Below are 13,041 nucleotides of genomic sequence, written 5' to 3'. Positions count from 1 at the left end.
TCTCCGTCCGGCGCGCGCCCTCGTCGGGCGCGCGCCGGTGGTTCAGGGGGTGAGGTCGGCGGGCAGGTGGCGGCGCACGACCTCCTCGATCTCCTCGGGCGAGGCACCCGCGGCGCGCAGGCGCGCCATCTCGGCCCAGCCGTCCTGGCCACCGACCTCGCCCGCCTCCAGGCGTGCGGCGAACCGGTCGATCCACGTGCGCTCCGCGCGCAGCATGGCGAGCCGGTAGTCGGCCTCGACGAGGAAGATCTCGGGCAGCCCGGCCGCCGCGGCGCCGGCGAGCCCGGCGTCGCGCGTGCGGATCTCGTTGTCGAGCGACGCGAGGCGCGCGCGCAGGAGCGCCGCGACCTCCTCGGGCGAGAGCATCGCGATGAGCGACAGCCCCGCCTCGACGTCTGGGTACTCCTTGGACGGCACGGCGAGCAGCTCGCGCAGCCACGCGGCTGCCTCGACCTTGCCCGCCTCCGTGATCTCGTAGACGACGCGCTCGGGCCGGTTGCCCTCGCGCTCCGAGTGCGACGGCGTGATGAAGCCGTGCTTCTCGAGCGACTTGATGACGGAGTACAGCGAGCCGAAGTTGAGCCGGATGCTGTCGTCCTTGCCCCGCTCGCGCAGGGTCGTCGTGATCTCGTACGGGTACATCGGTCGCTCGGCGAGGCTCGCGAGCACGGCGAGCGCGAGCGGGTTGGACACGGGACGACGGGACATTGCTCACCTCCGAATACTTGATTCAGAGTATTCGACATCGGTTGTTCGCGCAAGAGTCCCCCCTTCCACCGGTCGAGCATGCCGGCCGTCCGGGCGTCGGGGCGGGCGGCTCGCATGCTCGGCGCGGCGGACCCGCCTGGTCGCCGCCGACGCAGGGCTCGACGACGGTCGTCGCGCATGATGGGTCCATGCAGATCCGCGTCGCCGCCTACGCCGTGATCGTCCGTGAGGACGGGAGGATGCTCCTCCCCCACTGGAGCGAGGGAGGCCGCGACGGGTGGACCCTGCCCGGCGGCGGCATCGACCCCGGCGAGCACCCGGAGGCCGCGGCCGTCCGCGAGGTGCGCGAGGAGACCGGCTACGACGTCGAGCTCGACGGCCTGCTCGGCGTCGACAGCATCGTGATCGACGCCGAGGACCGGCTGCGCGCCGAGGACCGCGACCGGTCGCTCCACGCGATCCGGATCGTCTACCGCGCCCACGTGGTGGGCGGCGGGCTGCGCGTCGAGGAGGACGAGTCGACCGACGACGTCGGCTGGTTCACGCCCGACGAGGTCGACGCGCTCCGGCGCGTGGGGCTCGTCGACCTCGGCCGGCGCTGGGCGGGCCTGCTCCCCGTGCCGTCGTGACCCGGCCCGGCCGTGCCGGTGCGCGGCGCCACCCCCGTGCGACGACGCGGGCGCTCGCCACCGGCGTCCTCGCGCTCGTCGTCCTCGCCGGGTGCACGCCCGACGACGGCACGTCCTCACCGAGCCACGGCCCGGTCCCGACGACCCGGGCGGACGGCACGTCCGGCGAGCCCGGCGACGACGGCACAGCAGAGGCAGGTGGCGACACGACTGCGGACCCCACGGTCGTGCGGGTGCCCGTCGGCTCGGCGACCGTCGAGGTCGCGGCGCCCGCGCTCGCGTCGACCGCGGAGGGCGAGGGTGCTCCGGCCGCGACTGTCTCCCCGGGCGAGGAGGGCGCGTCGGACGTCTCGCTCGTGCTCGCCGACGCCCCGGCTCTGGTCTCGGTCGAGCACGGCTCGCTCGTGCGCCACCCGGACGGCACCCTGACCGTCCTGGACGACGCCGGCACGCCCGTCGGCGGGCTCGACGCCCCGCGCGTCGTCGGTCCGCCCGCACCCGACGCCCCCGGCGTGCGGGTCGCGCTTCTGGATGCCCACCGCGCGGAGGTGACGCTCGCGCCCGCGACCGGGACGCCGTCGGGCACCACGCCGGACGCCTCGTCCGGTGCCGACGAGACGAGCGGGACCGACACCGGCCCGCCCGCGGCCTGGGACGTCGTCGTGACGCTGGGCACGCAGGCGGTGCGGAGCACCGACTGGGGCGAGCGCGAGGGCGGACGGTCGCTCGCCGTCGACCCGACCGCGTGGGCGCGCGCCGCGGGCCAGGCGGGCCAGGAGCTCGTCTGGGCGCAGGTCGTCGCGGCCGAGCCGGAGGCCGACACGCCGACGATGCACGACCAGCTCGTGTGCCACGCGGTGGGCGCCCCGGACAAGGCGACGTGGAACCTCGAGCCGTGGCGGCCCGACGTCGGGCTGCTCGCCACGATGGCGGCACGCTGCAACCCGACCTGACCGGCAGCGCCCGTGCCGCGCCGAGCACGACGTCGCACGCGGTCGAGCACGACATGGGGGTCGTTCTCAGGTCCAGAACGACCCCCATGTCGTGTTCGGCGGGATCGGGGACCGGACGGCAACGGCCCGGGCGGCACGACGGCTGGTGGGCGTCGTGCCGCCCGGGCCCGACCTCGGCGGCGGTACCGCTCCGCCTGCTGTGCCGAGGACGTTCCGGGGACGGGCCGGTCAGGGGCCGGCCGCCATCAGGTCAGTGGGCCTGGGGGCCGCCCTTCGCGGCCTTGCGCAGCGACTTCTCGCTCCGCGGCTCGTCGCCGCTCGCGCGCAGGCGCCGGTAGTAGTCGCGCGCCTCGTCCTGGCGCTCCTTCTCGATGCCGGTCGCGATCGTCGCGCGCAGGTGCTCGGGGCCGTACCCCCACGCGTCGACGAGGTCCTGCGCGTGCGGGCGCAGGCGGTCGATGAGGCGGTCCAGGTAGCTCGTGACCGTCCGGGCGCGCTGCGTCGAGAGACGACCGTTGAGCAGGTACCACGCGAGGTGGCGCTCGACGAGGCTCAGGCCGAACAGGTCGCGCACAGTCGTGAGGACCTCGCGCGTGCCCGCGTCCTCGATCGTCTCCAGCGCCTGCGTGAAGGCCTCCCAGCGCAGCAGCTCCGCGTGGGCCCGCGCCGCCTCGACGAGCTCGACCTGGTGGGCGTTGAAGAGGTTCGTCGCCGTCTCCGGGTCGGCCTTCTGGGCGGGACGCAGCGCCTGGGCCACGTCGGCGACCATCGTCTCGACCCGGTCGGTGAGCAGCGCACGCTGCGTCTCGGGGTCGCGCAGGTGGCCGGCGGCGCGGCGCGGGTCGCCGACGTCGGCGAGCGCCTGCGCGGCGCGCTTGAGCGGCGTGCGGTGCAGGGCCATGTCGCCCGCGCGCTCGACGACGACGCGCGCCATCTGGCCCGGGGTGATGCCCTTGAACTGCTTGCCGTAGTCGGCGAGCAGCCGCTTGGCGACGAGCTGGAGCAGCACGGTGTTGTCGCCCTCGAACGTCGCGTAGACGTCGAGGTCGGCGCGCAGGCTCGTGATGCGGTTGGCCGTGATGAACCCGGCCCCGCCGCACGCCTCGCGCGTCTCCTGGAGCACGTCGAGCGCGAACCGCGTGCTCGTCGCCTTGAGCGCGGCGGCCGTCGTCTCAAGGTCCTCCCGCTGCTCCGGGGTGTCCTCCTCGCCGGAGAACACGGAGTGGAACAGGTCGAGCAGGCGGTCGTGCGCGAAGTGCGCGGCGTACGTCTCCGCGATCGGCACGATCAGGCGGCGCTTGTGCGTGCCGTAGTCGAGGAGCACGACCTCCTCGGTGGCGCTCGCCCCCGTGAACTGGCGGCGCTCGTTCGCGTACCGCACCGCGATCGCGAGGCCGAGCTTCGAGGCCGTCACGGCGGCGCCGTCGAGGGACACGCGCCCCTGCACGAGCGACCCGAGCATCGTGAAGAACCGGCGTCCCGGGCTCTCGATCGGGCTCGAGTACGTGCCGTCGGCGTCGACCGAGCCGTAGCGGGCGAGCAGGTCGGTGCGCGGGATCCGCACGTGGTCGAAGTGCAGGCGGCCGTTGTCGATGCCGTTGAGCCCGCCCTTCTGGCCGTCGTCCTCGCCACCCACGCCCGGCAGGAACGGAAGCCGGCCGAGCTCGTCACGCTCGCCCGTGGTGTCGCGGATCGGCACGTAGAACGCGTGCACGCCGTGGTTGACGTTCTTGGTGATCAGCTGGGCGAACACGACCGCCGCGACGCCGTGCACGCCCGCGTTGCCGAGGAACTCCTTCCACGCCCCGCGGAACGGGGTGTGGATGACGAACTCCTCGGTCTCCGGGTCGTAGGTCGCGGTGGTGCCGATGCTCGCGACGTCGGACCCGTGGCCGATCTCCGTCATCGCGAACGCGCCGGGCACCGAGAGGTCCATCGCACCCGGGAGGAGGCGGTCCTGCTGCTCGGGCGTGCCGAGGTGCAGGATCGCCGCACCGAACAGGCCCCACTGGACGCCCGCCTTGATCTGGAGCGACGGGTCGGCCGCGACGAGCTCCTCGAACCCGGCGAGGTTGCCGCCCGCGTCGTCCGCGCCGCCGAGGCGCTCGGGGTACCCGCGCCAGACCTGCCCCTTGCCGACGAGCAGGCGCATCTGCTCCAGCACGCGCTCGCGGTGCTCGCGCAGGGTCAGGCCCTCGATGCGCTGGAACGCCTCCTCGCCCGCGGTGGCGCGCGCCGTCGCGCGCAGGTCCGCCCACCGGCCGAGCAGAAGCTTCTCGAGGGAGGCGACGTCGACGCGGGCCTCGCCGTGCGGCGTCGCGCTCGCGTCACCCGTGGTCGACGCGCGCTGCGCGAGGGCGGGACGGTCGGACGTGGCGGTCATGGGATCTCCTTGAGTTCTGAGGCGGTCGCCGGGTGCTCAGGGCGGTCGGTGGCGGGGCGGACGCCGTCGCGACGGGTCGCGGGCGACGTGCGCCGGTCGCCGTGGGTGCGGGGGGTGCCCGGGTTGTGGGAGAGGACGCCGACCGGCCCGGCCCAGAGCCAGGCGGCGACGCGCTCGGTGAGCTGCTCGCGGTCCGGGACGTCGGCCCGGTCGCGGTGGCCGAGCCACCACTCCCCGGCGCCCCGCACGAACCCGACGGCGCCCGCGGCCCAGGCTGCGGCGTCGGCGGGAGAGACGTCGGTGACGCGCGCGAACGGCTCGGCGACGAGCTCGATCACCGAGTCGAGGAACGCCGCGAGGGGTGCGCGGCTCGCGCCGGTCGTCCCGTTCGTGAGCCCGCTCGCGGCGAGCTGCGCGGCGGGCTCCTCCGTCCCCGCGACGGCGCTCGTCCGGGTGACGAAGTAGTACACGTTCGGCGAGCTCTCGATCATCTCGAGGTAGACGCCGACCATCGCGCGCAGCGCGCGCTTGGGGGTCTCGGCCGACTCGGCGGCCTGGGTCAGCGCGTCGTGCATCTGCCCCACGACGGCGGAGCCGAGCGCGACCTGCAGTCCCGTCTTGTCGTCGAAGTAGCGGTAGATGATCGACTTCGACGTTCCTGACGCCGCCGCGATCTCGTCCATGGAGACCCCGGGGCCCCCGCGGTGCACGGCCTTGCTCGCCGCCCGGATGAGCTCCGCGCGGCGCGCCGCCCGGTGCTCGTCCCAGCGGGTCGACCGGCCGTCCACCGCCGCGCCCGGCTGCACCCGTCCTCGGGTGGCCGCTCGCGCGTCGGCACCTGTGTTCACGTCGCCCTCCGTTGCGCCCGACCTCGATGTCGTCGGTGCCTGTTCCGCGGCACCGCGTCGGGCAGGGCACGGCCCTGTGACCCGACTCACGAAACCGAGAGTATCAGGTACTCTTGGTATTGGACACCAGCCGGCCCTCTCCCCTCGCCTCCGCGCGGCGTCGACTGCGGCATCGCCGTCGACCTCGCACAGGGGCCCCCTCCCCGGGCCGGACCGACGCAGCGCAGCGAGCACGGACAGGAAGTGAGGCACAGTGGCCAACCGCACCAGCCCCCGCCAGACCCCCGAGCAGGCCCCCGAGCACGTCCCGGCGACCAGCGCCCCGGGCGCCCCCCGCGACGCCTGGGTCGTCGGCGGGAACCGCATCCCGTTCGCCCGTGCCGGCAAGAAGTACTCGTCCGCGAGCAACCAGGAGATGTTCACGGCCGCGCTCGACGGGCTCGTCGCGCGCTTCGGCCTCCAGGGCGAGCGGCTCGGGGAGGTCGTCGGCGGCGCCGTGCTCAAGCACTCGCGCGACTTCAACCTCGTCCGCGAGTCCGTGCTCGGCTCGTCCCTCTCCCCCGAGACCCCCGCCTACGACCTCCAGCAGGCCTGTGCGACCGGCCTCGAGGCGACGATCGCCGTCGCGAACAAGATCCGGCTCGGCCAGGTCGAGTCGGGCGTCGCGGGAGGCTCCGACACCGTGTCCGACGCCCCGATCGCCGTGAGCGAGGGCCTGCGTCGCGCGCTGCTGGAGGCGAGCCACGCCAAGACGTTCGGCCAGCGCGTCAAGGCGTTCGCCAAGGTCCGCCCCGCCGACCTCGCGCCCCTGACCCCCGCGACGGACGAGCCGCGCACCGGACTGTCGATGGGCGAGCACCAGGCGATCACGACGGCACGCTGGGGCATCGAGCGCGAGGCGCAGGACGAGCTCGCGCTCGCGAGCCACGAGCACCTCGCGGCCGCGTGGGACGCCGGGTTCTTCGACGACCTCGTCACCCCCTTCCGCGGGCTCGTGCGCGACGACAACCTGCGCACCGACTCGTCGCTCGAGAAGCTCGCCGCGCTCAAGCCCGTGTACGGCAAGCGCCTCGAGGGCGTCACCCCGACCATGACCGCGGGCAACTCGACGCCGCTGACCGACGGCGCGTCGACCGTCCTGCTCGCGTCGGCCGACTGGGCGCGCGAGCGGGACCTGCCGCTCCTCGCGCGCGTCGTCGACGCCGAGACCGCCGCGGTCGACTTCGTGCACGGCCACGAGGGCCTCCTGATGGCCCCCGCGCACGCCGTCCCGCGCCTGCTCGCGCGCAACGGCCTCGCGCTCGGCGACTTCGACCTGTACGAGATCCACGAGGCGTTCGCCTCCACGGTCCTCACGACGCTCAAGGCCTGGGAGGACGACGAGTACTGCCGCACCGAGCTGGGTCTCGACGGCGCGCTCGGGTCGATCGACCGCTCGCGGCTCAACGTCAACGGGTCCTCGCTCGCCGCGGGCCACCCCTTCGCGGCGACCGGCGGCCGCATCGTCGCGACGGCGGCCAAGCTCCTCGCGCAGCGCACCGCCGAGACCGGGGCGCCCGCGCGGGCGCTGATCTCCGTGTGCGCCGCGGGCGGCCTCGGCGTCGCCGCGATCCTCGAGTCCGTCCCCGCGACCGACACCCCCGCCTGACGGCCCGACGACCCGAGAGGAACCACCGTGACCGACTCCTACGTCCAGGCCGTCAACTCCGGCTTCACGAAGACGCTCGCCAAGAAGCTCGGCCTCCCGCGCCCCGCGGTCCTGCGCCGCTTCCGCGCGGGCGACCCGCTCACCGTCGGGCCCGTGCTCGTCCTCGGCGGCACGCCCGGCGTGCGCGACGACGCCGACCGCGTCGCCGAGGCCCTGCTCGCCTGGGACCTCGACGTCCGCCAGACCCCGGACGACACGACCCGCTGGGGCGCGGTCGTCGTCGTGCTCAGCGAGATCGAGCGCCCGGAGGACGCGTCGGCGCCCGTCATGGCGCTCTCCGCGACGCTGCGCCGCCTCGCGCCGAACGGCCGCGTCGTGACGATCTCGCGCGCCCCCGCCGACACCGACTCTCCCGAGCTCGCCGCCGCCCGCGAGGGCGTCGACGGGTTCCTGCGCTCCGTCGCGAAGGAGCTGCGCTACGGCGCGACCGGCAACGGCATCCAGGTGACCGACGACGCCCCCGTCGACAGCCCGAGTGTCCTCGCGACCCTCCGCTTCTTCCTGTCCGCCAGGTCCGCGTTCGTCGACGGCCAGCTCCTCCGGGTCGGCGCCGCCACGCCGGCAGACCAGGGCTCTCCCTCGGCGGGTGGGACGGCCGCCGGAGCCGACCAGCCGCTCGCCGGCAAGGTCGCCGTCGTGACCGGCGCGGCCCGCGGCATCGGCGCGCAGGTCGCCCGGACGCTCGCGCGCGACGGCGCGAAGGTCGTCGTGGTCGACGTGCCCGCGGCGGGCGAGGCGCTCGCCAAGGTCGCGAACGAGATCAGGGGCACGGCGCTCCAGCTCGACGTGACCGCCGACGACGCGGGCGCGCGCATCCTCGAGCACGCCCGCGCGCGGCACGGCGGGCTCGACGTCCTGGTGCACAACGCGGGGATCCTGCGCGACAAGCTGCTCGCCAACATGTCCGCGGACAAGTGGGACGCCGTGATCGCGGTGAACCTCGCCGCGCAGCTCCGCATCACGGAGTACCTGCTCGGCGCGAACGGGTTCTCGTCCGCGCCGCGCGTCGTGTCGCTCGCGTCGACGAGCGGCATCGCGGGCAACCGCGGCCAGGCGAACTACGCGTTCTCGAAGGCGGGCGTCATCGGCCACACGCGGGCGTTCGCGCGTCGTCTCGCCGAGGTCGGGGGCACGGCGAACGCCGTCGCGCCGGGGTTCATCGAGACGGACATGACGGCGTCGATCCCGTTCGTCCAGCGCGAGGTCGCGCGTCGCGTCGCGTCGCTCCAGCAGGGCGGCCAGCCCGTGGACGTCGCCGAGGCGATCGCGTTCCTCGCGTCGCCCGGGGCCGCGGGCGTCAACGGGCAGGTGCTGCGCGTGTGCGGGCAGAACGTGGTGGGCCGGTGACCGCCGCGCCCAGGTCGCCCGACGGCGCCGCTGCCGCTCCCGCCGGGACCGCCCCCGCGCGCGTCGAGACGCTGCCCGCGATCCCGGGGCTCGGCGGGCTGTACGTGCGCGGGGTCGCGGCGTCGGGCCGGATCGCGGCGGCGCACCGCCTCCCCGGGGGCGGCGGCCGACGCGACCTCGCGCTGCCCGACGTCACGTACCGCGTCGCGGGCGTGCCGACGGGCGACGACGCCGCGCCCGGCCACGTGGGCAGCGCCGCGCACCTCGCGCGGTACGCGCGCCTCGTGGGCGAGGCCCCGTCGGAGGTGCTGCCCGCCGGGTACCTGCACGTGCTCGGCTTCCCCCTCGCGACGGCCGTCATGGTCCGGACGGACTTCCCGCTGCCGCTGCTCGGCATGGTGCACCTCGCGAACGCGGTGTCCGTGCTGCGTCCGGTGCGGCTCGGGGACACGCTCGAGGTGCGCGCCTGGGCGGAGCGGCTGCGGCCGCACCGGCGCGGGGTCCAGGTGGACCTCGTCACCGAGGTCTCCGTCGAGCGCACCGACGACGAGCGCGCGGCGGGCAGCGGCCTGCCGGCGACGACGCTCGCGTACCGCGGCGTCTCGACGTACCTCGCGAAGGGCGTCACGCTCCCAGGCGACCCGGCGGACGAGGACGCCGAGGCCACCTCGGGGGTCGATGCCTTCGTCGCGCCGCTCCCGACGGCGCGCTGGGCGCTCGGCGCCGGGACGGGCCGCGCGTACGCGGCCGTCTCCGGCGACCGGAACCCGATCCACACGTCGGGGCTCGGCGCCAAGGCGTTCGGGTTCCCGCGCGCCATCGCGCACGGCATGTACACCGCCGCGCGGGCGCTCGCCGAGTCGGGGCCCCGCCGCGGTGACGCCTACGACTGGACGGTCTCGTTCGCCAAGCCGGTCCTCCTGCCGAGCACCGTCGACGTGGCGCTGCGCCCGGCGGGCGACGTGCCCGCCGCGGTGCGGGACGCCGTCGGGCAGGTCCCGCCCGCCGTACCGGACGGCGCGGGCGACCCGACGACGGGCGTCGTCTACCAGGCGTGGGACGGCAAGGGCCGCCTCCACCTCGCAGGCCGGGCCACCCCCCGCCCCTGACGCCCCGCTGCCGAACACGGGGTTGGTGTCGCTGTCGAGCGGATAGCGACACCAACCCGTTCTCGACACCACGGAGGCTCGTGCTCGGCGAGCCCGCCGATCAGGCCAGACGGGCCAGCAGGCCGTCGCGGACGGTCGGCCACTCGTCGAGCAGGACCGAGAAGTAGGCGGTGTCCTGGCGCGACCCGTCGGGCGCGACGCGGTGGCTGCGGAGCACGCCCTCGGGCACGGCGCCCAGACGCCGGATCGCGCCGATGGACCGGCTGTTGCGCGCGTCGGCCCGCAGCGCGACGCGCGCGACGCCCAGGTCCTCGAACGCGTGCCGCAGCAGCAGGTACTTGCACGCCGGGTTGGTCACGCCGCCCCACCACTCGCGCGCGTAGAACGTCGAGCCGAGCTCGATCCGGCCCTGGGAGGGCACCCACTCGTAGAGGGACGTCGACCCGCGGACGACCTCCGCGCCGTCGGTCGCGGCCCCGGGGCCGACGACGGCGAACGCGAGCCGGCCGGGGGCGGCGACGGCGTCCCGGACGTACCCGGCCATCGCGTCGGTCCCGCGCGGCACGCGGCTGGACATGCCGGCCCAGATGCCGTCGTCGACGAGCGCGCCGAGCGCGGGCGCATGGCTCTCGTCGAGCGGGACGAGGCGGACTCCGAAGCCTTCGAGGGTGGTGTCGTGCAGCACCCGCACATCCCACCACACCCGGGGTGCCCGACCGCGTGCGAGCGACCGGGACCGTGCCTACGGTCGAGCGGTACCGACGAGAGGAGCACTCATGGGACTCGGAGACAAGGCCAAGCACGCCGCCGAGGAGGCGGGTGGCAAGCTCAAGGAGGGCGCGGGCAAGCTCACGGACAACGAGCGGCTCGAGGCCGAGGGCAAGAAGGACCAGGCGAAGGCTGACGTCAAGCAGGCGGGCGACGACGTCAAGGACGCGTTCGACCGCTAGTCCCTGCCCCTGATCTGCTCGCGAGGGCTCCGCTCCGGCGGGGCCCTCGCGGCGTCCCGCGTCCGCGGCACCGCCGTCGAGCCTGCCGGCCGGGGCGACGGGTCTACGACGCGGCGAGCGGGAGCGGGGCCACCGGGTGCGCCGGGGCGAGCACGGGCACGACGCGCGGCGCGTTGATGCGCTCCAGGAGGCCGACCTCGACGGTCGGCCACTCGGGCGCGAGGATCGAGAACATCACGGAGTCGGCGCGCGTCCCGTCGGGCGCGGTGCGGTGGCCGCGCATGACGCCCTCCTCGTAGGCGCCGAGCCGCCGCATGGCCCCGAGCGAGCGCGTGTTGCGCGTGTCGACGCGGAAGCCGACACGGTGCACGTCCCACGTCTCGAACGCGTGCCGCAGCAACAGCCACTTGGTCACGGGGTTGACGAGGCTCCCCCACGTGGAGCGGGCGTAGAACGTCCGGCCGACCTCGACCCGGCGGTCGACGAGCGACAGGTCGCGGAACGCCGTGCTGCCGAGCACGTCGCCCGGGGCCCCGTCGGGGCCGGTGGCGCGCACGACGAAGCCCGTCAGGTCGGGCGCGGCGCGCGTCGCGGCCACCAGCTCGGCCATCCCCGCGACCCCGAAGGGCATGGGGATGCTCATGCCTGACCACATCGCCTCGTCGATGAGGCCGGCCAGTGTCTCAGCGTGCTCCAGGGCCAACGGTTCCAGGCGGAAGCCGTGCCCCGAGAGGACGACGTCGTGCAGCACAGCGCATATCAGAGCACACCCGGACGACGCCGCCAAGAGGCTCCGGCGACACGGTGGACAACGCTCGTCGACGCTCGGGTGAACAGTTGCCCGAGCGGCCGCGAGAGAGCGACGCCCGTCCGAGGTAGCGACCTCCGGTGCCTCGACAGGGCTGCCTGTCGCTCCCTCGGCGGGAGGTCGCTATCTCGTGGTCATGCGGCGGGGCCGCACCCCGCGGCGTCGGCGAGGAAGCCCGCCGCGGCCGTGGCGAAGAGGCCCTCCAGGCCCGAGCCCGCCGGTACCGGGCGCGGGTCGTCGGCGACGGCCCAGCAGCCGTCGACGACCTCGTACCGCGTCGTCGGCCCCTGTTCCACGTACGACCGCACGGCCTCGACGAGGCGGACGACGTCGGCACCCGTCGTCCCGACACCGACCGACGCCCGGATGGCGCCCGCGTCGTACCCGAGGCGCGCGAGCAGCGGGTGGGCGCAGAAGCGACCGTCGCGCACACCGATGCCGTGCTCGGCGGAGAGGTACGCGGCGACGAGGCCCGGGTCGTGGCCCTCGACGGAGAACGTCACGACGCCGACCGGGTCGACGGCGTCCTCCCAGACCCGCACGACGCGCACGCCCGGGACCGCCTCCAGCCCGGCGACGAGCGCCGCGCGCAGGGTCGCCTCGTGGGCGTGGAGGTCGGCCGGGTCGAGCGCCGCGAGCGCGTCGCACGCGGCCGCGAGCGCCGCGGCGCCCACGACGTTCGGCGACCCTGCCTCGTGGCGCGCGGGCGCCGTCTGCCACTGCGTGCCGGTGAGAGCGACCTGCCGCACCGCCCCGCCCCCGGCGAGGTACGGGGTCCCCGCGTCGAGCCAGTCGCGGCGACCCACGAGCGCGCCCGCGCCGAACGGCGCGTACGTCTTGTGGCCGGAGAACGCGACGTAGTCGACCCCGGAGCCCGCGAGGGAGAACCCGCGGTGCGGGACGAGCTGGGCGCCGTCGAGCACGACGCGCGCGCCGGCGTCGTGGGCGGCCCGCACGACGTCCGCGACGGGGAGCGACTCGCCCGTGACGTTCGACGCCCCGGTCACGGCGACCAGGGCGTACGGGAAGCGTGCGAGCTCGGTGCGCAGGCCGGACAGCGTCTCCGCGACGGACGCGCCGCCGGCGAGGACCGTCGCGCCGCCCGTGCGCTGCCACGGCAGGAGGTTCGCGTGGTGCTCGACGTCAAGGACGAGCACGCGCCCGGGCGTCCCGTCCGCGTTCGCCGGGACGCAGCCCGCGAGCAGGTTGAGCGAGTCGGTCGTGTTGCGCGTGACGACCGTGACGTCGTCCTCGCGCGCGCCGACGAACGCGCCGATCGTGCGGCGCGAGGCCTCGTAGAGCGCGGTCGAGACCTGCGACAGGTACCCGGCGCCCCGGTGCACGCTCGCGTAGAGCGGCAGCACCTCGGTCACGCGGTCCGCGACCGAGCGGAGCGCCGGCGCCGACGCCGCCACGTCGAGGTTCGCGTACGGGACGCTCCGGCCGTCGACGAGCGGGACGAGCGTGTCCGCGCCGACGACGGGCAGGAGCGCGGGCGCGCCGGCGACCGCTACGAGGTCGGGGGCCTCCGAGACCTCGGTCGGACACGAGACGTGGGCGAGAGCAGTCATGACACAGTCCTCCGAGGGCAGTCCGGG

At 75.2% G+C, this 13,041-nt stretch carries 12 protein-coding genes; 6 read left to right on the top strand and 6 right to left on the bottom strand.

The window, feature by feature from the left end:
- Positions 1-42 precede the first annotated feature (42 nt).
- Entirely contained in the window at positions 43-708 is a 666-nt protein-coding gene (locus NHH00_RS19410) for a PadR family transcriptional regulator (RefSeq protein WP_253055173.1), read from the bottom strand.
- A gap of 188 nt (positions 709-896) precedes the next feature.
- Here NHH00_RS19410 and NHH00_RS19405 point away from each other — a divergent pair, with 188 nt between their 5' ends.
- Both NHH00_RS19405 and NHH00_RS21195 read left to right on the top strand, forming a co-directional pair.
- Positions 897-1,337: an NUDIX hydrolase gene (locus NHH00_RS19405; RefSeq protein ID WP_290445700.1), complete on the top strand. Its 441-nt coding sequence runs from the start codon at positions 897-899 to the stop codon at positions 1,335-1,337.
- The gene (locus NHH00_RS21195) at positions 1,334-2,290 is read left to right on the top strand and encodes a DUF2599 domain-containing protein (RefSeq protein ID WP_253055172.1); all 957 of its coding nucleotides are present in this window, start codon (positions 1,334-1,336) and stop codon (positions 2,288-2,290) included. Before NHH00_RS19405 ends, NHH00_RS21195 begins: the two co-directional genes overlap by 4 nt.
- Before the next feature lie 250 nt (positions 2,291-2,540).
- On the opposite strand, the gene NHH00_RS19395 is transcribed toward NHH00_RS21195, so the two are convergent.
- Positions 2,541-4,673 carry an acyl-CoA dehydrogenase family protein gene (locus NHH00_RS19395; RefSeq protein WP_253055171.1) on the bottom strand — a complete coding sequence of 711 codons (2,133 nt, stop codon included), beginning with the start codon at positions 4,671-4,673 and terminating at the stop codon, positions 2,541-2,543.
- Positions 4,670-5,521: a TetR family transcriptional regulator gene (locus tag NHH00_RS19390; RefSeq protein ID WP_253055170.1), complete on the bottom strand. Its 852-nt coding sequence runs from the start codon at positions 5,519-5,521 to the stop codon at positions 4,670-4,672. Before NHH00_RS19390 ends, NHH00_RS19395 begins: the two co-directional genes overlap by 4 nt.
- Positions 5,522-5,774: 253 nt before the next feature.
- Here NHH00_RS19390 and NHH00_RS19385 point away from each other — a divergent pair, with 253 nt between their 5' ends.
- Genes NHH00_RS19385 through NHH00_RS19375 form a run of 3 tightly spaced genes read left to right on the top strand, consistent with a single transcriptional unit; the run spans position 5,775 to position 9,685 of the window.
- Positions 5,775-7,169 (top strand): acetyl-CoA C-acetyltransferase, encoded by a 1,395-nt coding sequence (locus NHH00_RS19385; protein ID WP_308202350.1) that lies wholly within the window; start codon positions 5,775-5,777, stop codon positions 7,167-7,169.
- 27 nt (positions 7,170-7,196) lie between these two features.
- A complete protein-coding gene (locus NHH00_RS19380; protein WP_253055169.1) occupies positions 7,197-8,576 on the top strand; it encodes a 3-oxoacyl-ACP reductase in 1,380 nt (459 codons plus the stop codon).
- Positions 8,573-9,685 carry a MaoC/PaaZ C-terminal domain-containing protein gene (locus NHH00_RS19375; protein ID WP_253055168.1) on the top strand — a complete coding sequence of 371 codons (1,113 nt, stop codon included), beginning with the start codon at positions 8,573-8,575 and terminating at the stop codon, positions 9,683-9,685. The genes NHH00_RS19380 and NHH00_RS19375 overlap by 4 nt, the downstream gene beginning before the upstream one ends.
- A gap of 100 nt (positions 9,686-9,785) precedes the next feature.
- Here NHH00_RS19375 and NHH00_RS19370 read toward each other — a convergent pair whose 3' ends face one another.
- Entirely contained in the window at positions 9,786-10,370 is a 585-nt protein-coding gene (locus NHH00_RS19370; RefSeq protein WP_253055167.1) for a GNAT family N-acetyltransferase, read from the bottom strand.
- A gap of 91 nt (positions 10,371-10,461) precedes the next feature.
- On the opposite strand from NHH00_RS19370, the gene NHH00_RS19365 reads away from it, so the two are divergent.
- Positions 10,462-10,635, top strand: coding sequence for a CsbD family protein (locus NHH00_RS19365; RefSeq protein WP_047233613.1), 174 nt, complete (start codon positions 10,462-10,464; stop codon positions 10,633-10,635).
- A 103-nt stretch (positions 10,636-10,738) separates the two neighbouring features.
- On the opposite strand, the gene NHH00_RS19360 is transcribed toward NHH00_RS19365, so the two are convergent.
- Complete coding sequence (locus NHH00_RS19360; RefSeq protein ID WP_253055166.1) at positions 10,739-11,386, bottom strand: GNAT family N-acetyltransferase; 648 nt, start codon at positions 11,384-11,386, stop codon at positions 10,739-10,741.
- A gap of 191 nt (positions 11,387-11,577) precedes the next feature.
- Positions 11,578-13,014, bottom strand: a complete 1,437-nt coding sequence (locus NHH00_RS19355; protein ID WP_253055165.1) for an aminotransferase class V-fold PLP-dependent enzyme — start codon at positions 13,012-13,014, stop codon at positions 11,578-11,580.
- Positions 13,015-13,041: the final 27 nt, after the last annotated feature.

It is taken from the genome of Cellulosimicrobium cellulans (genome assembly GCF_024124905.1).
GTDB classification, from domain to species: domain Bacteria; phylum Actinomycetota; class Actinomycetes; order Actinomycetales; family Cellulomonadaceae; genus Cellulosimicrobium; species Cellulosimicrobium cellulans_G.
This window is presented reverse-complemented; position numbering and strand designations above follow the sequence as displayed.